This window comes from Deinococcus cellulosilyticus NBRC 106333 = KACC 11606 (assembly GCF_007990775.1).
In the GTDB taxonomy this organism is placed as follows: domain Bacteria; phylum Deinococcota; class Deinococci; order Deinococcales; family Deinococcaceae; genus Deinococcus_C; species Deinococcus_C cellulosilyticus.
In genome coordinates this window covers 1-25,575 of sequence record NZ_BJXB01000041.1, presented here as the reverse complement: position 1 = coordinate 25,575, position 25,575 = coordinate 1, and the positions used below count along the sequence as shown (strand labels likewise).

The window sequence follows — 25,575 nt, the reverse complement described above, 5'->3', positions numbered from 1 at the left end:
TCCTCGTTGCAACTGCTATGGTTTGATGTTAAACGAATTGCTATAAAAAAAATAGTGTTATTGGATACATAGTGATTGAAAAGATGTATCTCGATCATGCCTGGCGCTCAGAGGTGGGGTTGCTGCCTTGCAAGACCAGAGGAGGCTGGAGTGCATTGGAAGTCCTCTTCAGATTGCTTCCAGAACCAGGACATAAAATCAGGCCAGCATGAATACACCAGACCCGACCCTTCCGCTTGCAGAGCGCATCCGTCTCAAAGAAGTCAAGACCCTCTCTGAGGACTGGTCGGTCCTCAGAAAGAACACCCTGGAATTCCTCAGACAGGACGGCACCTGGCAGACCCAGACCCGCGAGACCTACGACCGGGGCAATGGGGCCACCATCCTGCTGTACAACAGAAAACAGCAAACGGTGATTCTGACCCGGCAGTTCCGGTATCCAGCGTTTGTGAATGGCTGTCCCGATCTCCTGGTCGAAACCCCTGCAGGGTTGCTCGATGAAGCAGATCCAGAGGCCTGCATCTGCCGTGAAGTGAAGGAGGAAACCGGATACCACCTTGAAAAAGCCCAGAAGATCTTTGAAGCTTTTTCATCACCGGGCTCTGTCACCGAGAAACTCCATTATTTTGTGGCCGAGTATGACCCTGCCTCCAGAGAAAGCTCAGGAGGCGGCCTGAAAGAAGAAGGAGAGGAGATTGAAGTGCTCGAACTCCCTTTCAGTGAAGCTTTGCACATGATTGAAATGGGAAAAATTGTGGATGCCAAGACCATCTTGCTGCTGCAGTATGCAAAAGCTCAGGGGTTGCTGGCAGGAGCGGTTTCAGACGGCTGAAGTTCAAAATCAAAGAAGTGCTCTGCAGCGAGTCCAGCAGCACCTCTGGCCCAGGCGTCATCGCCCCAGTCGTCAATCACAATGGGCAGTTCATCTGCCACACAGTCAAAAGCCCTTTCCCGAAAAGCCGCTTGCATGGGTTCAAAAAAAGCCTCACCCAGCCTGACCCCTTCACCTCCCAGGATGATCAGGTCAGGGTTCAGCAGGTTGGCCATGTCAGCAAGATTGCGTCCCAGCCTGCTTCCTGCATCTTCCAGAATGTTGAGGATGCGCTCATTTCTGCGTTCCACCTGACGGATCAGGCCTTCAATCTGGATGTTGTGGTGCCTGGGGCTGATTTCCTGAAAATGCCTGAGGATGGAACGTTCACTGGCGTAGGCTTCCAGGCATCCCAGCCGTCCACATTCGCATTTTCTGCCCCGGTACTCACTGAGGGTGTGCCCGAATTCTCCCGCGCCACCGTTGCGGCCCCGGTACAGTTTTCCCTCCAGCACCACCGCTGCTCCAATGGCACGCCCCACCGTCACCACCACGAAATTGGAAACGGACTTGCCCCGTCCGAACAGACGCTCTGCAACAGCAAAAGCATTGACATCGTTGTCCACCCAGACGGGCAACCTGACCTGTTCGCTGATCATGCGGGCGATGGGGATGTTCTTCCAGCCAAAGCGCCCAGAGCTCAGGCACATGCCACTCCTGGCATCAATGACACCCGGCAGACCCATGCCAATGCCTCGAAGGTTCTCTGTTGCCACCCCGGATTGCTCACAGAGTTCTTTTTGCGCCTGTGCTGCGTAAAGGGCCACGGTTTCAGGCTGATGGTCTGGAAGGTCCAGGGTGATTCTGGAGAGGATCTGGGTGGAGAGGTCGGTCAGGACGGCCTCCAATCGGTCTTCCATCAATTTCAGGCCCAACACAAAATGACCGCTGTAGTGGATGTCCAGCGGAATCGGGCGACGTTCTCCCTTTTCAACCAGCAGTCCTTCTTGCAGCAACTCGGTGGTCACAAAGGTGATGGCCGCAGGACTGAGCCCGGTCTGTTCGGCCAGACGGGCACGGCTGGTGGGACCGTTGCGCCGGATTTCGTTGAGGATCAGCCGACGGTTGAGGGCACGGGCGGTTCCCTGGTCGCCTTTCAGTGAGGTCATGGTTGCTCCTGTAGAAGCGCGGATGAGACATCGAAAACGCTTGCTGAGTTCACAGTAACAGCTGGAAATCTTCATGTCAATTTAAATTAATTAAATTAAAATATGCAGCAAGTGTGTGGTGCAGGTGGCAGCTCAGAAGAGGGGAGACTGGTGAACCTGAGCTCTCCAGATTTCAGGGAAAGAGATGCGGTTTGAACGGGGCAAGATGTCTGGACTTCTGCTGCCAGAAATAGGCCATTTTGCACTGTGGGTTTGCCAGAGGATCAACGATGATCCTGATAGACCGTTCAAAGAGAAGGAGAGGTTTTCAGGAATTTTCAGAAAATGAAACAGCACAGGGGTGTTCTGGTCAAATGATCAAACACTGATCTACAGGGCAATTCTGTCATAAGCCTGCTCTACACAGAAAAAATCTCAGGTTTTGTTTTGCGGTCATTTGCCGGGAACTGGTAAAAGGCTTTCAAAATTGTTCTATCGCAAATATTCGAAGAATGGTGTTCTGAAACTGATTTTTGAAATTGTTTCAAGTTGCACTCAAGACAAATTTTGACAGCGCTTTCAGTAAGGCTTAGACTGGGGAAAATCCCAAACCAGGTGTTCCCCAGAGGTACGTCATGAAACACGCCATCGGCATCATCGGTGCAGGCAACATCTCCAGCATCTACCTTGAAAACGCATCCCGCTTCCGCAACACCCGCGTGCTGGCCATCGCAGACCTCAATCTGGACCGTGCCCGTGCGCAGGCAGAGAAATATGGGGTTCCCCATGTTCTCACAGTGGATGAACTGCTGGCCCATCCCGAGATTGAGGCTGTGGTCAACCTCACCATTCCTGCTGCGCACGCAGAAATCGCCCTCAGGGCAGTGCGTGCAGGCAAACATGTGTACAACGAAAAGCCCCTCAGCATCCACCTTGAGGAAGCCAGACAGCTTCTCGAAGAGGCAAAGGCCAACAATGTCCGGGTGGGTTGTGCGCCCGACACCTTCCTGGGCGGGGGCCTGCAAAACGCCCGCAAACTGCTGGACGAAGGCCTGATCGGAGAGGTCATCGGGTTCCATGCCGCCATGCTCACCCGGGGTCCCGAATCCTGGCACCCCGATCCTGAGTTCTTCTATCAGCCCGGGGCAGGTCCACTGTTTGACATGGGGCCTTACTACCTGACGGCAATTGCTGCACTGCTTGGACCTGTGCACTCAGTTGTTGGGTTTTCCAGAGCCAGCTTCCCGGAAAGAACCATTGGCAGCGGAGCCAAACAGGGCCAGCAGATCCAGGTGAACACCCCCACCCACGTGACGGCCAGTCTGCAACTGCACAGCGGTGTCATTGGCACCCTGACCACCAGCTTTGACACCCACTGGGACAAATACGACACCCTGATCATCTACGGGACTGATGGCACCCTGGTGCTCCCCGATCCCAACAGCTTTGGTGGGGTGACGAAACTCTGGAAGAACCGCGAGTGGACCGAAATCCAGCCCGAGCACGGCTTCACCCAGAATTCCCGTGGGGTGGGCCTCAGCGACCTGCTCTATGCCCACGATGAGGGCCGCAGCCACCGGGCCAGTGGAGACCTCGCCTACCACGTGCTGGAAGCCATGCATGCCATTCTGGAAAGCAGTGAGAAACGGGCTGCTGTGGAACTTGGCTCTGCACCAGAACGTCCTGAAGCGCTGGCTGTGAACGCCAGTGAAGAGATGTTCGAGTAAAAGCCAGAAATGGGCAGAAAAGGCACTGCAAGTGCATCCTGCCCGTTGTTCTTTAAGAAGAATTTTGACCCTTCAAGGAGACACACATGAAATACGGCCTGCAATGCTGGACCATCCGTGATGAACTGCAAAAAGACTACGAAGGTGCACTGAGAAAAGCCGCCGAGATGGGATTTCAGGGGGTGGAACTGTTCGGGCAGATTCCCGGTGCTGCCCACATCAAGAGCGTGCTGGATGAGGTGGGCCTCAAGGTGGTCGGCAGACACACGGGTCTGGATGACCTGAAAAACCGCCTGCCTGAGCTCATTGAGGAATGCAAAGCCCTGGACACCCAGTACCTCACCTGTGCGTGGTCCAAAGCCACCGATGAGCAATCCTGGCAGTACATCCAGACCGTTCTGACCGAAGCGGCTCAGGGCTTGGAGGGCACGGGCATCACCTTGCAGTATCACAACCATGACCATGAACTCTTAGAAGACCACAAGGGCGAAAAAGTCTTTGACTTCCTGTTGAAAGCGCAGGGTGTCAACCCCGAATTGGACGTGGCCTGGTTGCATGCTGGAGGGGTCGGTCCTGTCGCTTATATGCAGAGATACAGCGGAAAAATTCCCCTGCTGCACCTCAAAGATGTGAAACGTAAACCAGAAGGTGGATGGCAGACCGTGGAACTGGGCAACGGGGAAGTGCCTCTCCAGCAGATTCTGGACGCTGCTCCTGCATCAGGAGTAGAGTGGCTCCTTGTTGAGCAGGACAACTGTGAGGGCTCTCCCTGGGACAGCCTGGAACAAAGCCTGAATTACCTCAAAAGCCAGAACCTGATCTGAGGCTCTCTTCTCATGCTTGCCACCTCTGTTTTCTGGAGGTGGCTTTTTCTTGAGGGGGCACTCAGAATGAACAGGAGGTTTCTCAAGAAATTGTTTTTACAGACAGAGACTGACACGAAAAAAAGCCGTGCCTGTGCACAAGCAGCCAGCTTGATGAAGAAACCTTTAAATTTTCACAGTAGCAAAACACCCTATTGGACGGGTTACAGCAGGGTCACTGAAAAACAATGTGAGCAAAATGGGCGAAATCACTAAAGTCTCCATTTAAGCACGTCTGGAACGAGAGGTGTACATTGACCTCGAGGTACATGATATGCGCAAACTCCTTTCTCTTTTGATCCTTGCAGGTGTGGGCAGCAGTGCACTGGCTGCCAACGAAAACTGGTTTTCGGCTGGTGTTTCTCTGAACCGTTCTGGAGACCAGAACGTATTCGGGGGTGAATTCGGACTTCAGGCCAAAGACGTTGCAGACTTTGGTGGCGTGACCCTGAACACCCGTCTCAATGGGAATGTGTACTCTGTGGGCAACAGCACGGCCTTCAACCTGAACGGAGACCTGCTGTTCAACGTGTACACCGATTACGTGTACGGCACCCGTGTTTACATTGGTCCCAGAGGCACCCTGACCTCTGGTGGTGGAAGCACCTGGGGCAGTGCCGGTCTGGTCAGTGGTGTGGCTTTCACCAATGCTGACCGCACTTTCGACACCTTCATTGAAGGCTCCTATGAGCGCGTGTTCGCAGGTGGAGGATTCAACCGGTGGGGCATCAAGGCTGCAGGCACCTACCATGTGAACTCCGGACTGGATGTGTTTGGCGATGTCGGAGCCACCATTGTTGATACGGCCCGCTTTGGTGCAGGACTGGGTGTACGGGCAGACCTCGGCAACAACACCTGGGTCTTCACCGAACTGAACTATGGCAAACAGGGCCAGCTTTACACGGGCAGTGGCTTTGGTGGCAAAGTCGGTGTGACCTTCAAGTTCTGAGCTGACTTCTCAGGTCGTCTAGACCAGAGTGGAGCAGACATCTTACCCCGGCGGTAAGGTGTCTGTTTTTCTTAAAGAATTTCATATCCGTGCTATAAAGTGTTCGTTATGTTTGACTGGATCAAGGCAGCGATCATGGGCGTGGTGGAAGGCATCACCGAATTCTTACCGATTTCCTCCACCGGGCACCTGATTGTCACTTCAGACCTGCTGAAATTTACCGGCAGTGACACATTCGAAATCGTGATTCAACTGGGCGGCGTCCTTGCAGTCCTGTGCTTCTACTTCAGAGACATCCTGAAACAGGCGCAGGGCCTCACCACCTCAAAACAGGTCCGGCGTTTCTGGGCGAGCATTGTTCTGGCCTGTTTTCCTGCGCTGACCATTGCATTCTTCTTCAAAGACACCATCCAGAAGTACCTGTTCAACTCCACCACAGTCGCCATTTCCCTGATTGTGGGGGGCATTGTGCTGTGGATCATTGAGTCTCTGCCCAGACGGGAAAGCACCCGTGAGACCACCGAGATCACCTTCAGGCAGGCCCTGATTGTGGGTCTGGCCCAGATCTGCTCGCTGGTTCCGGGTGTCTCCAGAAGTGCAAGCACCATCATGGGAGGCATGCTTTCTGGCATGAGCCGCTCTGCTGCAACCGGGTTCAGTTTTTATCTGTCGATTCCGGTGCTGGGTGGAGCTTCACTGTATTCGCTGGTAAAGGACCTGGAAAACCTGGGCAATCACGGAGCAGGAAACGTAGTGGTGGGTCTGGTGGTTTCTTTCATCACCAGTCTGCTGGCCATTGGCTGGCTCCTGAAATTCATTTCCAAGCACAACTTCAAGGGGTTTGCCATCTACCGCATCATCGCTGGCATCGTGATTCTGGTGCTGGTGTACACGGGGGTGATTTCCAATACCAGAGCTTGACCCCATCTCAAACCCCACCTCACTGCCGCTTTCCTCCCCTTTCCAGGGGAGGTACATCCTGGGCATCGACACCAGTTGTGATGACACCGGGGTGGGGATTGTGCGTCTTCAGGGGGACCGCCCTGAGGTGCTGGCCAATGCCCTCTGGTCCCAGAAGGTGCACAGGCAGTATGGCGGTGTGATGCCAGAAGTGGCTTCCAGGGAGCACGTTGAGCGCATTGACGCGATTCTGGAAGATGCACTTGCTCAGGCTGGAATTCAGCTTTCTGAGGTGACTGCGGTTGCTGCAACAAGAGGCCCTGGCCTTGTGGGGGCTTTGCTGGTGGGCCTGACTTATGGCAAAGGACTGGCCCAGGGATTGGGTGTGCCTTTCTATGCCATGCACCATCTTGAGGGGCACATTCAGGCAGCGGTTTCGGAGCATCCTGATCTGCCTTTTCCCCATCTGGCCCTGGTGGTTTCTGGAGGGCACACCCACCTGTTCAAGGTGAATGCCCCTGGGCAGTACGAACTGGTCGGAGCCACCCGCGACGATGCTGCTGGTGAGGCTTTTGACAAAGTGGCCCGCATGCTGGGCCTGGGCTATCCTGGAGGACCTGCCATCAGCAAGGCTGCGGAGAGGGGAGACCCGAAAGGAGTGGACCTTCCCCGCCCCCTGCTGGGCCAGAAAGGTTTTGATTTTTCCTTCTCCGGGATCAAAACGGCCTGCCTGCTGGCTGTCAAGGCCGGGGTGAATCCTGATGATCTGGCCGCCAGTTTCCAGTACCGTGTGGTGGAATCGCTGGTTCAAACCACAAAAAGGGCTGCGAAGGCGCTCTCGATTGAGCATGTGGTGGTTTCTGGTGGTGTTGCGGCAAATCAGGCTTTAAGGGCAGCGTTTGGGCAGAGTGGCCTGAAAAGCCACTTCCCTCCCATGCATCTCAACACCGATAATGGAGCGATGATTGCCCTGGCCGCAGTCAAACAAGTGCTGCTGGGAGAAGTGGGCACAGACTGGGAGGCAGAAGCGGAAGCTTACCTTCCTCTGGTTCAGCCGCTTGCTGATGGGCAAAACAGGACGTGAGGTGGGACTGAGCAACCCCAATCTGTCAGGTCAAATTCAGGTGAGAAACCTGCCAGGAGACCTAAAGTTGATAAAGGTACACGCAGATCTATTGCGTGTTATGATGGGTGACATCTGCGGAACCATGGCTGAATGTGTGCCCATATCAACGACCCATCCACGTTCAGAACCCGTTCTAGTATAGTGAGGCGATCATGTTTGCACTCTTGAAGAAGGCTTTCGACAACAACAAACGCGACGTTGCGCGTCTGCGCAAAACCGTCGTTGACCCGGTCAATGCGATGGAAGCAGAGATGGAAAAAGTCACCGACCTTGCCGCAGAATTCATGAAACTGCGTGCCCAGGTGCAAAACGGTGAGAAAACCCTCGATCAGGTTCTTGTTCCTGGCTTCGCCCTGATCCGTGAAGCGGCAAAACGCACCATCGGCAAACGGCACTACGACGTTCAGCTGATCGGTGGGGCTTCACTCCACCAGGGCCGCATTGCAGAAATGAAGACCGGTGAAGGTAAAACGCTGGTGGCGACTCTGGCGCTGGCCCTCAACGCCCTGGAAGGCAAAGGCTGCCACCTCGTCACCACCAACGATTACCTCGCCAAGGTGGGTGCAGAGGAAATGGGTCTGGTGTACCGCACCCTGGGCCTCACTGTGGGCCTGATCCAGCATGACCTGCAACCTGCCCAGCGCAAGGCCGCCTATGCCTGTGACATCACCTATGTGACCAACAGCGAACTGGGTTTCGATTACCTGCGTGACAACATGGCCCAGGGACCGGACCAACTGGTGCTGCGTCCAGACCACCCTGTGAATTTCGCCATCGTCGACGAAGTGGACTCCATCCTGATCGACGAGGCCCGTACTCCTCTGATCATCTCCGGGGCCACCGAAAAAGCAACCGACCAGTACTATGTGATCTCCAAACTGGTGAAACGCCTGACCCGTGGTGAACCCATTGAACCCGGCGTGCGCACCGAGCCCACCGGAGATTACACCGTCGAAGAGAAATCCAAGGCTGTGCACCTCACCGAGGCGGGCATCACCCGTGTCGAGAAGATGCTCTCCATCGACAACCTGTACAGCCCTGAGCACATGCAGAAGGCCCACATGATTGTGCAGGCTCTGCGTGCAAAAGACCTGTATTTCCGCGAAAAAGACTACATCGTCTCTCCCAACGAAAAAGGCGAGCTCGAAGTGGTCATCGTGGATGAGTTCACAGGCCGCCAGATGCCCGGACGCCGTTATGGTGAAGGCCTCCACCAGGCCATTGAAGCCAAAGAAGGGGTGCCGATCCAGAACGAAAACCAGACGCTGGCGACCATCACCTACCAGAACTTCTTCCGCCTGTACACCAAATTTGCTGGAATGACGGGCACCGCCAAGACTGAAGAGAAAGAGTTCCTGGACATCTACGGCAGCGATGTGCTGGTGATCCCCACCAACCTGCCCGTCATCCGTAAAGACCATGACGACCTGGTGTACCGGACCAAGGCAGGCAAATACGCTGCTGTGATCGACGAGATTGTTGAGCGCCACCAGACCGGGCAACCTCTGCTGGTGGGTACGGCCAGCATTGAGACCAGTGAGCATCTCTCCAAACTGCTTTCCGATCCCCAGCAGTACGGCGAATTTGTCAACCAGCTCGCCAACATGTTGATGGCCAAAGTCGAGAAGAACGAAGGCCTCAAAGCAAAACTGCAGGAGATGTTCAAGGGCCTGAAACGTGAGGAGCTTGAAGCCCTTCGTCCAGAGATGCCCAAGAATGCCCTGGAGGTCTTTGACCTGTTCGTCAGGCGCCTGAAGACCCTCGAAGGTCTGGCCAGAGGCATCAAACACCAGGTGCTGAACGCCAAGTACCACGAGAGCGAAGCAAACATCATCGCCCAGGCAGGCCGTCTGGGGGCCGTGACCATCGCCACCAACATGGCCGGTCGTGGTACGGACATCATGCTGGGCGGTAACGTCGAATTCATTGCAGGAGACCTCGTTGAGCAGATCAGCCTCTCCCGCTACCAGCCCGAGATTGAGGCATTCATCAAGGCTGTGTCCCGCAAGGACCCCAGTGCCCGCGACATGGGCCTCAAGGCCGGAGTGCACCCCAAGATTGTGGAACGCATCGAGAAGGCCCGCGACCAGATCGAGGCGGACCGCCAGAAGGTCAAGGAACTTGGGGGTCTGCACATCATCGGTACAGAACGCCATGAATCCCGCCGCATCGACAACCAGTTGCGCGGACGTGCAGGCCGTCAGGGGGACCCTGGCTCCAGCAAATTCTTTGTGTCCTTCGAAGATGACCTGATGCGCCTCTTCGCCAATGACCGTGTGCTGGCCATGCTGGACCGCATCGGCATGGACGACACCCAGCCCATCGCTGCAGGCATGGTGACCGGAGCCATCGAGCGCGCCCAGGGCCGTGTGGAAGAGCGCAACTTCGCCATCCGCAAACAGCTGCTGGAGTTCGACAACGTGCTCGGCAAGCAGCGTGAAGTCATCTACGCCCAGCGTCGTGAAGTGCTCCTCGGTGAGGACAACCAGATTGAGGAAAGCATTGAAGGCATGATTGGGGATTACGTGGAGGCTGCCCTTTACACCCACGCGCCCGAAAACATCAGCCCTGAAGACTGGGATCTGGGCCAACTGAAAACCGAGCTGGAAGAACACATCCCTGCATTCGCTGATTTCGACTTTGAGGGCCTCAAAGGCAAAACTGTGGACGAATGCCACCGGGAGATGCTGGAATTCGCTGCAGATGCCCACGACAAACGCAAAGAAGAACTCGGTGGAGCCCTCTACATGGGGATTGGCCGTTACGTTCTGCTGCAAAACGTGGACCAGTACTGGAAAGAGCACCTGCATGCCATGGAAGTGCTGCGTCAGGGCATCTTCCTGCGCGGCTACGGCCAGCGTGACCCCTTCCAGGAATACAAATTCGAAGGCACCAAGATGTTCAACGAGATGATCGACACCCTCAAAGGTGAGGTCACCAAGTTCATGTTCAGGCTGCAGGTCAATCAGGGCTCTGAAGCTTAAAGCACAACAACTCCAAGAGAGGGGATTTGACCCCTCTCTTTTCTTTTGGAACGCTGGTTTATTGGGGACGGCTCAGGCTGACTTGCAGCAATTGGTCACTGCAGCCACTGATGTCAGGAATGACCCCTTGGGCCGTGTTCTTTGTAGGGTTGTATGCAAAAGCAAAACCATAAAAGCTTGCCTGAGCCACCTTGAGCGGATCAAAAACATCAAGGTCTGATGCCTGATAAATTCTGGAAGCGGGGATGTCCACCTTCCAGCCACCACCCGGCTGAAGCATGGTCATTTCACCTGTAAAGGTTGTCCCGGCAACAGTGTTGATGGTCAAACCGATCTCAAACTCTGTGGGCTGGCCGTCACATGTGACTGTGACTTTTCCATTCCACTTGCCTTTCGTCTGCAAGAGCGCAGGGTTCTCTGCAATGGTGACCTTGAGGAACGGACGTTGATCCTGAGGTTGCAGGTTGGAGAAGGTCAGCAGTGGACCTGTGGCCTTTCCAGGACTGGCTCCTGCTGTTGCTGTTGCACTGACATTTGGACGGAGGTCATAGGTCCCGGTTTCCAGGCCCATGAACAGTCCCTGTTCGGAAAAATAGAATGGGTTTGGCAGCCAAAGGTTCACCCGCACAGGGTCCCAGGTCAGCACAGGATCTTTCACATTGATCAGAGATGAGAAGGTTCCCTGAAATTGAACAGGAACGCCTGCCTGAAAGGTTCTCTGCTCAGGAGTGATGCGAAGGGTTGCTCTGGGGGTGGAATCTGTGGTTCCGCAACTGCTCAACAGGGCCACAGGCAGGAGGAAAAAGGCCAACTTGTGCACGGGTCCAGTATAAAAGAGCATCCCCAGAAGGCCCTTCATGAAGCCCTGAATGTTATTTTTCTGTAAAGAACCGGCCCTCGATTTCTCCTGCCCAGACAACTGTTTTATTGTCGTTGCCAGGACTATGCACGGTCAAATGACAATGCTATGATCTAATTTGTAGGCAAAATCACCAGCGTAGGCACCAGGCAATCGCAACGCACCCAAGTCGCCCGAGGAAGTTCACGGGTGAGAGCATGGGGGAGGATAACAACATGGCAGACGTAATCTTAGAGAAGGTCTACAAGCGCTACGGCAAAGTCACCGCAGTCACCGATTTCAACCTGCACATCCATGACCGTGAATTCATGGTGTTCGTCGGTCCATCCGGTTGCGGAAAGTCCACCACCCTGCGAATGATCGCCGGTCTGGAAGACATCTCTGACGGAACCCTGCGCATTGGCGACCGTGTGATGAACGACGTTCCCCCCAAGGACCGCGACATCGCCATGGTGTTCCAGAACTACGCACTTTACCCCCACATGAACGTGTACGAGAACATGGCTTTCGGTCTGCGTCTGCGCAAGACCCCCAAAGCCGAAATCGACAAGCGTGTGCGTGAAGCTGCCAAGATTCTGCAGATCGAGCACCTGCTGGACCGCAAGCCCAAGGAACTCTCCGGGGGTCAGCGTCAGCGTGTGGCTCTGGGACGCGCCATCGTGCGTGAACCCAAAGTGTTCCTCATGGACGAGCCCCTTTCCAACCTGGATGCCAAGCTCCGTGTGGAAATGCGCTCACAGATCAGCAAGCTTCACCGCCGTCTGGGTGCCACCGTCATTTACGTGACCCACGACCAGGTCGAGGCCATGACCATGGGAACCCGCATCGTCGTCATGCGTGACGGAGTGATCCAGCAAGTGGACACCCCCCTCAACCTGTACGACAACCCCAAGAACAAATTCGTGGCCGGATTCATCGGCAGCCCCTCCATGAACTTCGTCACTGCCACCGTGCAGGGCGGACGTTTCACCGGCCAGGGCTTCGCCATCCTGCCTGCTGGCGGTCTCGCCCAGTCCCTGCGTGGCTACGAAGGCAAACAGGTCTGGATGGGCATCCGTCCTGAGCACATCGGAATGAAGGGTTACACCGCCATTCCCGAAGACGCCACCAACGTGATCCGCGCCACCGTGGAAGTGGTGGAGCCCCTCGGTGCCCAGACCGACGTGATTGTGGACCTTGGTGGTCAGACCCTGATCGCCAAAGTGGACGGCCACGCCCCTGTGCGCCCCGGTGACCAGGTCGAACTGCTCGTGGACCGCAGCCGTCTGTACGCCTTCGACATGCAGACCGAACTGGCGCTGACCCGCTAAATTCAGCAAGCAAAAAGAAACCACCGCTCAGGCGGTGGTTTCTTTTTGCTTGCTGAGGGCACAGGGCCGAGAACCGAGGGCGGTCATGAAGCTTTGGCTTTAGCCAGATGCCAGTGGTTGTTGGGTAAAGCTTCCTGTCCCTGTGTTAAACAAAGAACTGCCTCCAATACATCAGAAATGCATTGACAGAGAGAACCTGGCAATTTACCTTGCTCTCGGCTCTCGGCTCTCGGCTCTCGGCTCTCGGCTCTCGGCTCTCGGCTGATGTTGTCAAAGCCAGATGTCCTCCCCTCACCCCACCCAGTCCCCACATTCTTGAACCCAGAACAAGTATTCATGTTCTATACACCTTTCATATGGTAATTTTGTATACAAATTTTACTGGCGTGTGTTAAGCTAAATCAGCTATTGACCTGCCGTTTGCCTGAACTTGTGCTGAATCAAATCGCACGTTCAGGACAGGAAAAGAGTTTATCGACCTGTGCTAGAATGTCCCAAACCGCAGAATCAAAGGAGTACCCATGAAAAAGACCGCTTTACTGTTAGGTGCCCTCCTCCTTACCGCCACCGCTGGCGCCCGCACCTTTGACGAAATCAAGGCTGCTGGCACCATCAAGATTGCGACCGAGGGTGCCTTCAAGCCGTTTAATTACTTTGAAGGGAAAAAACTCACCGGGTTTGAAGTGGAGATTGGGGATGCCATTGCCAAGAAGCTGGGCCTGAAGGTCCAGTGGATCACCCAGCCCTTTGACTCCCTGATCATTGGGGTGACCCAGAACCGCTACGACTTCGCCATTGCCTCCCACGGCATCAACGAAGAGCGGGCCAAAGTGGTGGACTTTTCTGACCCCCACTACTGCACCGGGGGCCAGATCGTTTCCAAATCCCCCAACATCAAGACCGCTGCCCAGCTGAATGGCAAGCGCGTCGCTGTGCAGGTGGGCACCAGCTACCTGTCCAACGTGCAGAAAGTCAAGGGCGTGAAGGTCAAAACCTTCCCCAAAGACACCGATGCTGTGGCCGCCCTGATCGCTGGGACTGTGGACGCCTGGGTCAGTGACAAGTTCGTGGTGCTCGATGCCAAGAAAGCCAATCCCAAAGTGAAATGGCAACTCGGAGACCTCCTCTTTAAAGAAGAAATCGCCATGGTGGTCAACAAGGGCAACGACTCTGTCACCGAGGCCCTCAACGGTGCGCTTGCCGACATCATCAAAGATGGCACCTACGCGAAGATCAGCAAGAAGTACTTCGGTACAGACGTCAGCTGCAAGTGATTCCCACAGGGAGGAGGTGAGACCACCTCCTCCCTCCCTTATGTCGATATGAAAGAACAGAACGCGACTTTAAACAATGCCCTGTGGCTTCTGGGGCTCGTGGTGGCTTTTCCCCTTGCCCTGATCGTGATCAGTTATGGCGTTAAAACGGTACCAGGCCTGCTCGGTCTGGAGTATGCCCAGACCTTTGCAGACAATGCCCAGATCTTTGCGGATGCCACCAAGACCACACTGCTGCTCACCGTCACCTCCGGGATTCTGGGCATCATTCTGGGAACCGTCACCGGGATTGCCAAGCTCTCAGGGTTTCCTCCTTTTCGCTGGATTGCCTCCTTTTATGTGTGGGTGTTTCGGGGTACCCCTCTGATTGTGCAGATCCTTTTCGCTTTCAATGCCACACCGATTCTTTTTCCCAGTGTGGTGGACGTTCCTGATTTTGATTTCTATGCTCCAATGGTGGCTCTGGCGCTCAACCAGGGGGCCTACAATGCGGAAGTCATCCGTGCATCCATTCAGGCCATTCCCAGAGGGCAGACCGAGGCAGCCCGTTCACTTGGCCTCAGTGGTGTTCAGGCCATGTGGCTTGTGATCCTGCCGCAGGCAGTGCGGGTTTCCATTCCTCCGCTGGTCAACAACATTGTGTCCCTGTTGAAGGACACTTCGCTGGCCACTGTGGTGGGCACCCTGGAACTGGCCAACGCCATCGACCGGTTCAAAAGCCAGACCTTCCTGGTGATTCCTTCTTACCTCACCTCGGCCTCGATTTACCTGTTCCTGACCACCATCATGACCTTCTTCACCAATGAACTGGAGCGGCGTTTCAAGACCAAATCCAGATGAACCTTTTCAGACAGAACCGCTCCTTCGGGGGCGGTTTTTGCCAGGATAAATGCAACGTCCAGTCGTGCGGATGGTGCAGAGTGATCAGCCATCAGCCATCCGCAAAAGATGGATGGATGCTTTTACTGCAGTCCACGGAAAGATCATTTTGCTGAACGGTGAAACAGCTTTTTCAGGCTTCATGGAGAACATCCCTTCTTTTGGTGCTGACTGCTGAGCACTGACGGCTGACGGCTTGTTGCAGTGACATCCAACATTTGTCAAATTTGTGCTTGCCCTGGTTCTTTAGCCTTCTGCCTTCTGCTTTGTGCCTTCAGCTCGATAAACTGAGACCATGCTGCCGCCCCTCAACCCCAGCCCCAGTGAACCCCTCTACCGTCAGGTGTATCAGGCATTGCGTGAGGCCATTCTGGCAGGCGCACTTCCTGAGGGCAGTAAGTTGCCCAGCAGCAGGGAATTTGCAAAGACCTGGGGGGTGGCCAGAAACACGGTGCTGGAAGCCTTCGAGCTTCTTGAGGTGGAGGGGTTCATCGAGACCCGTCCGGCCAGTGGAACTTATGTTGCCCACAGCGTGAACCCGGAAGTGACACTGGATGTTCCTGCTCCGGGCCTGAAACTGACCGAATGGGCCATTCGTGCCCTGCAAACCCCTCTGCGGCCTGCCTACGACCAGATTGAGGTGGATTTCCGTCTGGGCAATGTTCCCAATGAGTTTTTTCCTGCAGAGGCGTGGGCACGTGCGCTGCGTGAGAGGGCAAAAGCCTTGCAGGGCGGCATGGGACAGTATGGCGACGAACTGGGCCCTCTGGAGACCCGTGAAGCCATTTCCAGTTACCTGGCCAGAGAAAGAGGAGTGAAGGCCACTGCAGGTATGGTGATGCTCTCCAGTGGCTCACAGGGAAGCCTGGATGCCCTTGCCCGGGTGTTCCTGGAACCAGGAAAAACTGTGGTGATGGAAGATCCCGGATACCTGGGAGCCAGAAGGGTGTTTGAGGCCTCTGGTGCAGAGGTCCTTTATCTTCCTGTGGACGATGAGGGCCTGAACCCTGAACTCCTTCCCAGAAAAGCAGACCTGCTGTATGTCACTCCAGCCCACCAGTTTCCCACAGGGGCCATCCTGCCTGCCTCCAGAAGGCTCAGGATTCTGGACTGGGCCAGAAGTGTAGGGGCCTGGATTGTCGAAGACGATTACAACTCGGAGTTTCGCTTTGACACCCGTCCCCTGTCTGCCATGCAGGGCCTGAATCCCTCTCAGGTGATCTACGTGGGCACTTTCTCCAAGAGCCTGTCTCCAGCCCTGAGAAGTGGCTTTCTGGTCGCTCCTGCCCCCATCATTGAGGTTCTCTCTGCCACCCGTTACCTCACAGACAGGCAACCTCCGACCCTCGACAGTCTGGCCCTTGCCGATTTTCTGCACTCCGGGGGCTTTGCACGGCACCTCAAGAAAACCAGAGCCACCATTCTGGAGCGGTATGAGACCCTGCTGTCTGCCCTGAGGAAGCATTTCCCAGAGTTCACCATTCCCACCACGGGCGCAGGCTTGCACATCTGTGCCTTTCTCCCAGAAAGCTGGAGCGAGGAGCACCTTAGGGCCGCTTCACTCCACTCGAAGGTTGCTGTGGACTTCCTGAGTCGGTACGCCACACGGGTGGTCCAGAGTGGCATCATCCTGAACTATGCCCACCTTGCTCCACAGGCCATTGAAAAAGGCATCCGTCAATTGCGAGAGGCCCTGTAAGCCAGCTTCTGGATTTGTGCTGGGCGTTTCATTGTTTAAACTCAGAGCACCATGCTTGACATTGATTTGCTTGAGATCAAGGCCACTGAATTTCCCGGTTATCCCGAAAACGGACGCTACAGGGTGAAGATGGAATTCACCTACCACCGCAATGACGACATCCTCAACAACCATTGCAGCATAGATTTCAGTCACCTGACCGGGATGGCATGGGGAGGGGTGTACACCAAAATGGAAGCCGGAGAACCAGACTCCAGTTCCTACGTGGGAGGCTGGGCTCCCCAGCAAGAGGTCCTCCAGAAACTCGGAGAGGACCAGTACCGCCTTGAGGGGTATTTTGATGATAACCCCGTGGTGAGGGCCATCCTGCAGGACCTGAGGCTCTACCATGCAGAAAAGCGTTACACGGTTCCCTCGCCTTTTGGAGATTCAGGGCAGTTGAGACGCCTGCTGGATGCCCTCAAGTTCTTCTGGGCCTGAAGCTCAGGAATCCTGCTGTTCAGAGTAATTGCGTCTGATGGGGGGGACGTGGTGGTTTCTGGCAGCGTGGTAATGCTGGGCCAGTTTGTCCTCCACCGTGACCTCCTGGGCGGTGTACAGGTATCCCAGCAGTTCGTGCTCGTTGCTGTTGATGGGTTGCTTGCGCAGCAGGTATTCCTTGTAGCGGGTCCGCACGTAACGGTACTCCCGGTCCGGTTCCCACTGGTTCTGGTCGGTCACGAACTCCTCACTGGAATAAAAGGCACTGAGGGCAGGACGGCCCAGTTCGGCAGCGTCCAGTTTGCGGGCTTCCTCATTCATCCAGGTGATGAGATCATCTGGGTCTGTCACCATCACCGGGTTGGGAACAAAACGCAGGGCACGCTCAGGCATGAAATAAGGAGGATTCAGCAGACCTGCCCGGTCCACCAGAAGGGTGAGGGTCAGAAGCACAGGAGTGAAGGTCAGAAACAGCACCAGGGCATCGTTCAGGTGAAAAAACCCCGACATGATCGGTGCAAGCAGAAAAGGCCCGAATGTCACGCTGACCATCAGAGGCAATGCATATTTCCGCTGGTGAGGGAAACTGTCTGCAACCCCCTGCACCATCAAAAGAATGCAGACCCAGCCAATGATGCCCAGAACATAGAACATGTTCAGGAAAAGGCCCTGCCCATCTGTCACCAGTTTTCCGGTGAACATCACCCCCAGAATGTTGAGGGCGGCCAGCAAGGTTGTCAAGGACATGGCAGCGTAGGTGATGGTGTGCATCTGCTCGGGATGCTTGTGGTACACCGACTGAAAGGTGAACATCAGGGTGTAAGAAATGCGCGAGATGAACTGCGGCAGAGCAATGAAAAACAGGGTCAGGGCAGCGGCCTGCAAGGCCCCATTTCCTGCATGCTGGCTGATGAACACCAGAAAATTCATGAACGCAAAAAGCACATACAGACCTGCAAGCAGGTGGGTTTGAGGGGTTCCAGAACTGCGCACGTAAAGCTGACCGGCGTACCGGAGGGCAAGCATGCCAAGTGCAGTGACCAACAGCAGGTGAAGAACCATACGCTCCTCTGCAAGGGAAAGAGAAGACCCGAGTCCAGCCACAAGGAACCTCGCTTCCTGCGGCCAGAACAAAAACAGGTTTCGGGGTCACGGATGCCCCTCTGCCAACTTCGCTGATAACAGCAGTTTACTCCCGTGTGAATCAGCATAAAAGATCATGCCTTACCAAAAACATACTTTGTGTGGGAAAGCGGTCAGCAGCCAGCGATCAGCCATCAGCAGTGGACAGGCAAGGTGGCGTGTAAGGAGAGACTTGAGGTGAAACATAAGGGCATCAGCAAGATCAGAATTCGAAAAAGGGTAAGTCATGCCTCGCCCATGCATCAAATAAAGGAAGACCAGAAACTTATAGATTTCTGGTCTTTTGCTTTTAAGCTGACAGCTGACGGCTGATGGCTGATCGCTTACTGCGGTGCGTAGAAAGGTTCCAGTTGAACCAGTCTGCTGTGTTCGAGCTGCACGTTCTCCTGGATCAGGTCTTCGAGGGTGGTGTTGTAGAGGACATCTCGCACGGCGTCTTCCACACGCTTCCAGAGCCCTTCGGTGGCGCAACTGCCGGTTTTGGTGCAGGAGTCGGAGTCTTCCAGGCAGCTCACAGGGGCCAGGCTGCCTTCCATGGTGACGACCACATCCCAGGCACGGATGTCTTTTGGCGCGCGGGACAGTTTGTAGCCCCCGTGGGCACCCCGCACGCTGCGGATGAATCCTGCGCGGCGCAGGTTGGAGGCAATCTGCTCCAGATAGTGCTGGCTGATGTCCTGCTTGTCGGCCACATCCTTGAGGGGAACCGCCTGGGTGGGGGTTTTGCCGATTTCAATGAGGGCACGCAGCCCGTACTGTGCTTTGGTCGAGATCCACATACGCTTACACCACCTTAAACCCGTAAAATCCGTGCGTCAAGTACGGGATTGTCTGGGAAGAACAGCTGCCAGAACGAAAAAGAGCGCCTGGGCAAGGATGATCGTTGAGCCCGAGGGCACGTTGATCAGGTACGAAGCCAGCAGTCCAATGATGCTGGCGAGGGCCGCAAGTCCAGCAGACCACAGGGTCATCTGGTAGAGGGTGCGGCTGCGAAGGCGGGCGGCGGCGGCGGGAATCACCAGGAAAGAGGCCACCATCACAATGCCGATCACCTTGACACTCACCACCACTGTGACAGCAAGCACCACCGACAGAAAGTAATTTAGTCCCCGGACATTCACCCCATCTGAAGCGGCCAGTTCCGGGTCAAAGGTGCTGTAGGCCAGTTGTTTCCAGGTTCTGGGAACAAGCAGAATCGTGATCAGGAGCAGCACCCCGATCACAATGAGGTCGGTCACACCCACGCTGAGAATGCTGCCGAACAGGTAACTGAAGGCATCGGCGGTGTAGTCCTTCTTCAGGCCCAAAAATAGCACACCCAGGGCCACGGACACAGCGAAGAAGATTCCGATTGCAGTGTCTCCCTGGAGTTCAGTCTTTTCCCTGAGGTAGGTGATGCCCAGACTGACCAGCACCGTGAAGGGCAGGGCCACCCACAGAGGAGTCCACCCAAGCAGCAGACCGAGTGCCACCCCTCCGAAAGCTGCGTGTGCCAGACCATCTCCCAGAAAGCTCAGGCCACGCTGCACGATAAAAACACCATAATACCCACACATCAGCCCGATCACGATCCCAGCAATCAGGGCGCGTTGCAGAAAGGGGAGGGTCAGAAAGTCCTGAAAGAGTTCCATTACCAGTGCTCCATTTACAGGGTCCTCTTGTGGCCGTGTTTACCGTGACCATAGGCCCTCGACAGGCAGTCTTCGCACAGGGCGGTGGAGGGGTGACCACATCCGTAGAGGGTGCGGTTCAGCACGACGACATAGGAAGCATGGTACCGGGCCACATCAAAATCGTGGGTGATCATGGCGATGGTGGCCGCACTTTCCTTGCGGTAGGCTTCCAGCATGTGGTACATGTCCTTCTCGCCCAGAGCATCAATTCCGGTGGCGGGCTCATCCAGCAAGATGAGCTTCGGCCTTCGGACCAGAGCACGGGCCAGATAAACCCTCTGAAGCTCCCCTCCAGAGAGGCGACCCAGGGGCCGTTCTGCCAGTCGGTCTGCTCCGACACGCTCTAAAGCTTCAATGGCCAGTTTGCGCTCGGGACCCCTGAGTGGTCCAGGCCACGCCTGACGCACGCCAGACAGCACCAGTTCGATGGCCACCGCAGGAAAAGAACGGTCAAAGGTCTTGATCTGGGGCACATACCCGATCTGGTCCGGGAAAGCTCCGGGAGGTCTGCCCAGAACCTTCACCTGTCCGGTCTCTGGAGTGACCAGTCCGAGCAGGGTTTTCATGAAGGTGCTCTTGCCTGCACCGTTGGGACCCACCACGGCCAGAAACGCACCGCTGGGGATTTGAAGTGTAAGGTTGTCCAGGGCCACAAAATCACCAAAGCGCACCCTGAGCCCCTGGGTTTCGATCGCCGTCTCCTGCATCAAGAGAACAGTCTACTCCTGATTGTGCCTGGAGCATAGGAATCGATACACACTTCTCAATAAGCTGCCTCTGGGGTGAAAGCGCAAGTCTTTTTTGTGCTGGAAAAAGCCCATGCTCCAGGATTGCCTTCAGACTTCTGCTTTCTTCTTGACTCTGACTACGTGCTTGCGGGCGGAAGGCAAAGCACTGAATCTCTGCCTTCTGCTGTTCCATCCTGGGGTTGACGAAAGGGGCCGCCTTTAATAAGATATTTGAGCTTACGGCACGGGTAGTTAGCTCAGCGGTAGAGCGTCCGCCTTACAAGCGGAGGGTCGGGGGTTCAAATCCCTCACTGCCCACCAGATCAACGGCGTGTCAAACGCATGAAACCCAGAGTCATGAAACTCTGGGTTTTTTGTTTTGCCCCCCGTTTGCCCCCTGTTCGGGGTTTTGTGCGGACACAAAGCCTGCAATTTCAGTGGCCGCCAGGCGCTTTCTGGACTCCTGGGTTTGCGTGTAGATGTCCAGGGTCATGCGGGTGTCTGCGTGTCCTGCGATGGAGGAGACCGTTTTCGGGTCGAGGCCTTTGTGAATCAGGTAGGTGATGAAGGAGTGCCGGAGGTCGTGAATCCGGTAGTTGGGGAGGCCTGCCTGGGTGAGCAGGGTTTTGAAGACTTTGCGGATGTTGTTCTGGCTGAGGGGTTTGCCGTCTTGTGTGCTGAACACCCAGTCTTCGTGGGTCCAGTTGGGGTTGTTTCGTTTGAGGGCTTCTTGTTGTTGCTGGTGTTCCTGCAGCACCTGAATCAGGTGGTCGTGGAGGTACACGGTTCTGGCGCTATTGCTGGTTTTGAGGCCACTGACTGCGACTTTGTGCTGCACCAGGATGACGGCGCGCTCCAGGGTGACGCTTTTTTCGTGCCAGTCGAAGTCACTCCATTTGAGGCCCAGGGCTTCGCCGTGCCGCATGCCGGTGCTGATGATGGTGTAGAGGAGGGTGTAATACCTTGTGGTTTTGGCGATTTCCAGAAGGGTGTGGATTTCTTCTTGGGGTACGGCTTTGGCAATTTTGGTTTGTTGGACTGCGGGAATTTCGGTGTTGGTGTTGGGATTGTGCTGTAAGAGGCCGTATTTGATGGCGCGTTTGAAGGCTGCGTTGATGAAACTGCGGGTGTGGGTGATGCTGCTTTTGGAGTATCCAGCCCTGGCCATCTCCTGGTACATGTTGTCGAGGATCTGGGTGGTGACGTCTTGCAGGGGGATCTTGCCGATGCTGCTGATGTATTTGATGTACAGGCCGTATTGGGTTTGGGTGTTGGGTCTTGTGCTGGTTTTGCGGGATTCGGCGTGCTGGGTGAGCCATTCTTCCAGGGTGATTTTGAGCTTCTGGAAGTTTTTTCCCTGTGCGTTTTCGATTTGAGCGGCCCGCATTTTTTCGAGGAGCTCTTTTTCGGTCCGGGCAATGACGCTTTTGCGGACGGACTTTCCGGTGCTGTGGTCTTTGACGTAAAAGCGGTATTCGAGCCTGCCGTCGCTGCGTTCTCGGATCTGGCCTTCACCGTGGAGTCTGGGTTTCAGCAGTTTCTTTCTCTGGGTCATGGGGGTGTCCTTGTGGGTCTTTGCCCCAGCATAAGGACCATCAGCGGAATAAGAAAGAGCAGTGGGTGTTGACAGCATCAGCATTGTGCTTGTTGTTGTCAGTCATGTGTTTTAATTGGGGATTTCCCTTATGGGAAGACATGAACGCTGTAATGATGAATCGAGTACATTGAAAGACACATGACGCCTTTCCCCAGCCCCATTGAACTTGCACACTTGATCCGCTGTCCCAAGGAGTGGAATGAGTTTTACATGCAAGTGGAGGAGGAAAAGCGGCTCCCTGAGCTCCAGCAGACTCTGGAAGAACTTCCTGTGAGCAGCATTCGTGATGCCCGTCTCGCTCGAATTATGCTGCGATTTGGGCAGCATGCTGATGCAAAAGCCAAGGTTTACCAGCACCCACGTTGCCCACTCTGCAAAGCAACTTATTTCGCGCTGCTTTGCGCTGAGGGGCATGAAGACCAATTGCAGTACATTGCAGACAGTTTCCGGCCAGACTGGACTTTGGGTGCAGACACCACCAACCTGGAAGCCATGTATCGTGCATACCTGACCATTGGGATTGCTGCAAACGTTTTGAAAAAGAAAGCTGTTGCCCAGGAGATGTACTTCAAAGCTTTGCAGATGGCTGATGTGCTCGGTGATCCTCACTCGCGCCTGGTGGTGCTGTATGAAACGGCATACATGCACATGGTGAACGATGACTTGCAGGCTGCACGCAGTCTGTATTTTCAGGTGGCGCAGGCTTCACAACCCAACAGCATGTTGCAGGTGAACAGCTTGAGTTTTGCAAGTATTCTTTCCTGGCTGTTGGGGGATGTGCCAGAGCAGTTGCCTGAATGGGCAAGGGTCACACTGGTCGCTTTACATATGGGCCGGGTGCCTGCTGTGGACGCACCTGCTGCTTTTTCCCTGCCCCGAGTGGCGCAGGCGTTCAGGTTGCTGAGGCGATTGGGCAGGGAGTTCAATTTGAATTTGCCTTCTCACCATGTGCGCGATCACCGGCTTAAACGTGCGCAACTTCTGGAGGATTTGCAGAGGGTAGTTGGGTCAAGTAAAGGCAGAGGCATCACCTGGTTCATGCTTAAAGCTGCAACCGCCCTCGCGCTCTCAATGAACCATGACCTGGAAGCCATGAATGAACTGCGGACAGGCCTGGATGCCAGCGCGAGTGGCATCAGTTTGATCAACATGGTTTTCTTTGCAACAGCAATTCAGATTTATGCGAATCTACCGGCTTTGGAGCGTGGTGAGGAGTTCCAAAATGCCTATAAGACTCTGCTGCAACAGTATTCTGCACTGAAGGATTACCAGCGTGCATTTTTGTTGTGGTGGATGAGAGATTTCACGCCTGTCACTCTTTATCTGCTTTCTGAGAAGCACCCGGACCTGGAACCATATTTGCGTGAGTTCATTGTGGTGCATGAAACGCAGGCTGTGCACGCAGGGAAGGTGCTGAAACGCTATCCCAGACGTAGTATGGCGCAGTATGCTCTGGAATTGTTGCAAGGCAATCCGATGCCATCCGAAGTTCGTTACACCTCGACCCGGCACAAAACTGCGTTGGAGACGCTTGGAAATCCACATGTGATTTATTCCCCCGTGGTTCAGGCCTTAAAAGCGAACATTAAATAGCTGGCAACAAATTTATGGGGTTGCAGGCCTGTTCCGAGATACCCTGAGGGTATGAGGAATGGTGTGCTGAAAGCAGTTTTGATGTGCAGTCTGATTCTAGGACTCCTGGCAACTCCTGTCGCTGCGAAAAAAACGTTCTCCAGCGTCACCCTTTCTGGAGATCCTGATCATTGCAGCCTCTGTTGATTTGTTGCCAGAAAAACCATTTATCTGACTCTCTGTTTGCAAGCAGCCTTGATATGCTCAGGGTTGCCTTTTTTGTTTGCAACATGCCCGAAAACACGACGTTTTCGGGTTTTTTTTGACAACCCCAGGGTCACCCGCAAATGACCAGTTGTGCACTATTTTGACTCCATGCCTGCAATCCTGCGTTTGCGTTTCACACTCGCTGAATCAATGCAAATCATGAAATCCATTCCAGAGGAAGACCTGGTGTGCCTGGGGCTTCTGGGCCCGGAAGCTGTGGCTGCCGTGTTGGAGGTGGCTCCAGTGAAGTTTCAGGTTCTGGGCTGGTCGTATGTGCCGAGGCGGTATGAGCGTCAGGCGCGGTTGGTGCTGGCTTCTTTGAATTGATGTTTTGAAAGGTGATCATGCCCAGCGAGGACGTCTTGAATTCAATGTGTGATTTTGGCTCTCTGGTGGAGTTGGGGGTGTTGCGGGATCTTGAGGTGGAGGCGTTGAGTTGGGATGTTTGGGTGGTGACGGTGGTGTCTCGGGGGTTGATCACGGCTTTCGTGCGTGAGGAGGATCACGCCAGGGCTGTGTTGGCTTTGGACCGTTTCAGCTCGGGCGTGAAGGTGCTGGAGTAGATTTGGTTATTCCAACAGTTTGCGGGCCATCTGATCTACTGTCTCATTCCAGAAATGACCTGAGTGTCCTTGAATCCACTGGAAATTGATTCTGACGGTACTGTCTTGGACTCTGCTGTAAAAGGCTTGTGTGACTGGCTTTTTGCGTTTCCATTCTCCCCGAGCCCAGTATCCTGTACCTTCCAGGTCATGGAAAATGGTGATGTCTTGAATGCCTTTGGCTTCACAGTAGTCGATCACCTTGATGGCAGCTTGAAGTTCACCAGTGATGTTTCTTGAACTGAGTTCCTCCAGAACGAGTTCTTTTCCCTGGTGGATGGGCTCGTCGTCTTGCAGGATTACCCATGCAGCTGCAGCAAGGTGTTTCTCTGGGGAGTAGGAGCCATCCACATAGGCAGTGAAAGTGGTCATGTTGTCCTCTGAGGATCTACTGGATGAACTTTTGAGGCTTTCGGAATCAGAGATTGGAATCTGGGGCGTAAGATTTTCCAGCTGCGATCTGACAGAGAAGGGCTACGGTTGCTACGTTTTCCATCACCTAGAGAAGCATAGGTCACTCTGTAGTTTTTGGTTTCGCTGTAGGTGAACTGGAGATCAACAATGATGTTGTCATGGCAAATCTGGATGGAAACATAATTTTGTCCTTGCTCGAAGTGGAGGTCTTCAAAGGTTGGAGTTGTATCGAATACCAGGGAGGGATCAGAGTAGGTGTGATAATCCAGGGCTCTGACTGTGCAGAACTTGATGTCTGGAATCCTTTGCAGAAGTTTAAAAATGTCTTTTTTCATCTGGGTGAGACTGCCGCTGGCTCTGGGGAATAAGTAAGGGGCTTGAAGTGTTGAGAAGAGTGCATATTGGCTCATGTTTCCTCCTTCAGGCAAGAGGTCACCTGCAACAAGCGTGTGGCTTGTTGGGAGATGTTCGTCTCGCCTGGAATGACCAAACTGTAGCACTCCTCAAAGTAAACGTCAAGTCTGAAAAACTCGTCTGGGACGGGGGAGAGGGGGTAGGGAGGGGGTAGGG

24 protein-coding genes and 1 tRNA gene are annotated in these 25,575 nt (G+C 54.7%); 16 read left to right on the top strand and 9 right to left on the bottom strand.

Translation table 11 applies throughout. The features are described from left to right. Positions 1-208 precede the first annotated feature (208 nt). Complete coding sequence (locus DC3_RS26300) at positions 209-832, top strand: NUDIX domain-containing protein (protein ID WP_146890811.1); 624 nt, start codon at positions 209-211, stop codon at positions 830-832. Here DC3_RS26300 and DC3_RS26295 read toward each other — a convergent pair. After that, positions 796-1,980: an ROK family transcriptional regulator gene (locus tag DC3_RS26295; RefSeq protein ID WP_186816280.1), complete on the bottom strand. Its 1,185-nt coding sequence runs from the start codon at positions 1,978-1,980 to the stop codon at positions 796-798. The two genes, DC3_RS26300 and DC3_RS26295, sit on opposite strands and share 37 nt — an antisense overlap. 614 nt (positions 1,981-2,594) lie before the next feature. On the opposite strand from DC3_RS26295, the gene DC3_RS26290 reads away from it, so the two are divergent. The 6 genes from DC3_RS26290 to secA all read left to right on the top strand — a co-directional run bounded on the left by DC3_RS26290 (position 2,595) and on the right by secA (position 10,508). Beyond that, positions 2,595-3,686 carry a Gfo/Idh/MocA family protein gene (locus DC3_RS26290; RefSeq protein WP_146890805.1) on the top strand — a complete coding sequence of 364 codons (1,092 nt, stop codon included), beginning with the start codon at positions 2,595-2,597 and terminating at the stop codon, positions 3,684-3,686. 86 nt (positions 3,687-3,772) lie between these two features. Next, positions 3,773-4,510, top strand: coding sequence for a sugar phosphate isomerase/epimerase family protein (locus tag DC3_RS26285; RefSeq protein ID WP_146890802.1), 738 nt, complete (start codon positions 3,773-3,775; stop codon positions 4,508-4,510). Between the two features lie 313 nt (positions 4,511-4,823). Next, on the top strand, positions 4,824-5,498 hold the full coding sequence (locus tag DC3_RS26280) for a hypothetical protein (RefSeq protein WP_146890798.1): 675 nt from the start codon (positions 4,824-4,826) through the stop codon (positions 5,496-5,498). Between the two features lie 108 nt (positions 5,499-5,606). Beyond that, on the top strand, positions 5,607-6,419 hold the full coding sequence (locus DC3_RS26275; protein WP_146890795.1) for an undecaprenyl-diphosphate phosphatase: 813 nt from the start codon (positions 5,607-5,609) through the stop codon (positions 6,417-6,419). A 22-nt stretch (positions 6,420-6,441) separates the two neighbouring features. Then, positions 6,442-7,482 (top strand): tRNA (adenosine(37)-N6)-threonylcarbamoyltransferase complex transferase subunit TsaD, encoded by a 1,041-nt coding sequence (tsaD, locus tag DC3_RS26270; protein ID WP_281292602.1) that lies wholly within the window; start codon positions 6,442-6,444, stop codon positions 7,480-7,482. Positions 7,483-7,676: 194 nt separating this feature from the next. After that, a complete protein-coding gene (gene secA / locus DC3_RS29855; protein ID WP_146890789.1) occupies positions 7,677-10,508 on the top strand; it encodes a preprotein translocase subunit SecA in 2,832 nt (943 codons plus the stop codon). 58 nt (positions 10,509-10,566) lie between these two features. Here the strand turns inward: secA and DC3_RS26260 are convergent, their stop codons facing one another. Then, positions 10,567-11,328 (bottom strand): hypothetical protein, encoded by a 762-nt coding sequence (locus DC3_RS26260; protein ID WP_146890786.1) that lies wholly within the window; start codon positions 11,326-11,328, stop codon positions 10,567-10,569. A gap of 254 nt (positions 11,329-11,582) precedes the next feature. On the opposite strand from DC3_RS26260, the gene DC3_RS26255 reads away from it, so the two are divergent. The 5 genes from DC3_RS26255 to DC3_RS26235 all read left to right on the top strand — a co-directional run bounded on the left by DC3_RS26255 (position 11,583) and on the right by DC3_RS26235 (position 17,009). Beyond that, positions 11,583-12,677, top strand: a complete 1,095-nt coding sequence (locus tag DC3_RS26255) for an ABC transporter ATP-binding protein (RefSeq protein ID WP_146890783.1) — start codon at positions 11,583-11,585, stop codon at positions 12,675-12,677. Positions 12,678-13,198: 521 nt separating this feature from the next. Next, positions 13,199-13,951 carry an ABC transporter substrate-binding protein gene (locus tag DC3_RS26250; protein ID WP_146890780.1) on the top strand — a complete coding sequence of 251 codons (753 nt, stop codon included), beginning with the start codon at positions 13,199-13,201 and terminating at the stop codon, positions 13,949-13,951. 48 nt (positions 13,952-13,999) lie between these two features. Beyond that, complete coding sequence (locus DC3_RS26245) at positions 14,000-14,791, top strand: amino acid ABC transporter permease (RefSeq protein ID WP_146890777.1); 792 nt, start codon at positions 14,000-14,002, stop codon at positions 14,789-14,791. A 334-nt stretch (positions 14,792-15,125) separates the two neighbouring features. Then, a complete protein-coding gene (pdxR, locus tag DC3_RS26240) occupies positions 15,126-16,529 on the top strand; it encodes a MocR-like pyridoxine biosynthesis transcription factor PdxR (protein WP_146890774.1) in 1,404 nt (467 codons plus the stop codon). Positions 16,530-16,580: 51 nt separating this feature from the next. Next, positions 16,581-17,009: a hypothetical protein gene (locus DC3_RS26235; RefSeq protein WP_146890771.1), complete on the top strand. Its 429-nt coding sequence runs from the start codon at positions 16,581-16,583 to the stop codon at positions 17,007-17,009. A 3-nt stretch (positions 17,010-17,012) separates the two neighbouring features. Here the strand turns inward: DC3_RS26235 and DC3_RS26230 are convergent, their stop codons facing one another. The 4 genes from DC3_RS26230 to DC3_RS26215 all read right to left on the bottom strand — a co-directional run bounded on the left by DC3_RS26230 (position 17,013) and on the right by DC3_RS26215 (position 20,532). Then, on the bottom strand, positions 17,013-18,071 hold the full coding sequence (locus tag DC3_RS26230; RefSeq protein WP_146890768.1) for a transcriptional regulator: 1,059 nt from the start codon (positions 18,069-18,071) through the stop codon (positions 17,013-17,015). 404 nt (positions 18,072-18,475) lie between these two features. Then, on the bottom strand, positions 18,476-18,931 hold the full coding sequence (locus tag DC3_RS26225) for an RrF2 family transcriptional regulator (protein WP_146890765.1): 456 nt from the start codon (positions 18,929-18,931) through the stop codon (positions 18,476-18,478). Positions 18,932-18,967: 36 nt separating this feature from the next. Next, positions 18,968-19,783 (bottom strand): metal ABC transporter permease, encoded by an 816-nt coding sequence (locus DC3_RS26220; RefSeq protein WP_146890762.1) that lies wholly within the window; start codon positions 19,781-19,783, stop codon positions 18,968-18,970. Positions 19,784-19,797: 14 nt separating this feature from the next. Then, positions 19,798-20,532, bottom strand: a complete 735-nt coding sequence (locus DC3_RS26215; protein WP_146890759.1) for a metal ABC transporter ATP-binding protein — start codon at positions 20,530-20,532, stop codon at positions 19,798-19,800. 267 nt (positions 20,533-20,799) lie between these two features. On the opposite strand from DC3_RS26215, the gene DC3_RS26210 reads away from it, so the two are divergent. Next, a tRNA-Val gene (locus DC3_RS26210) sits at positions 20,800-20,874 on the top strand. Between the two features lie 34 nt (positions 20,875-20,908). Here DC3_RS26210 and DC3_RS26205 read toward each other — a convergent pair. Further along, positions 20,909-22,108: a tyrosine-type recombinase/integrase gene (locus DC3_RS26205; RefSeq protein WP_186816279.1), complete on the bottom strand. Its 1,200-nt coding sequence runs from the start codon at positions 22,106-22,108 to the stop codon at positions 20,909-20,911. A gap of 180 nt (positions 22,109-22,288) precedes the next feature. On the opposite strand from DC3_RS26205, the gene DC3_RS26200 reads away from it, so the two are divergent. From DC3_RS26200 to DC3_RS26195, 3 genes are all read left to right on the top strand, one after another. Next, a complete protein-coding gene (locus DC3_RS26200; RefSeq protein WP_146890753.1) occupies positions 22,289-23,743 on the top strand; it encodes a hypothetical protein in 1,455 nt (484 codons plus the stop codon). Between the two features lie 396 nt (positions 23,744-24,139). Beyond that, positions 24,140-24,316, top strand: coding sequence for a hypothetical protein (locus DC3_RS29410; protein WP_222594836.1), 177 nt, complete (start codon positions 24,140-24,142; stop codon positions 24,314-24,316). A 17-nt stretch (positions 24,317-24,333) separates the two neighbouring features. Next, positions 24,334-24,552, top strand: a complete 219-nt coding sequence (locus DC3_RS26195; protein WP_146890750.1) for a hypothetical protein — start codon at positions 24,334-24,336, stop codon at positions 24,550-24,552. 6 nt (positions 24,553-24,558) lie between these two features. On the opposite strand, the gene DC3_RS26190 is transcribed toward DC3_RS26195, so the two are convergent. Both DC3_RS26190 and DC3_RS26185 read right to left on the bottom strand, forming a co-directional pair. Then, on the bottom strand, positions 24,559-24,963 hold the full coding sequence (locus tag DC3_RS26190) for an RNase H family protein (RefSeq protein WP_146890747.1): 405 nt from the start codon (positions 24,961-24,963) through the stop codon (positions 24,559-24,561). Beyond that, positions 24,960-25,415, bottom strand: a complete 456-nt coding sequence (locus DC3_RS26185) for a hypothetical protein (RefSeq protein ID WP_146890744.1) — start codon at positions 25,413-25,415, stop codon at positions 24,960-24,962. The genes DC3_RS26190 and DC3_RS26185 overlap by 4 nt, the downstream gene beginning before the upstream one ends. Between the last annotated feature and the right edge of the window lie 160 nt (positions 25,416-25,575).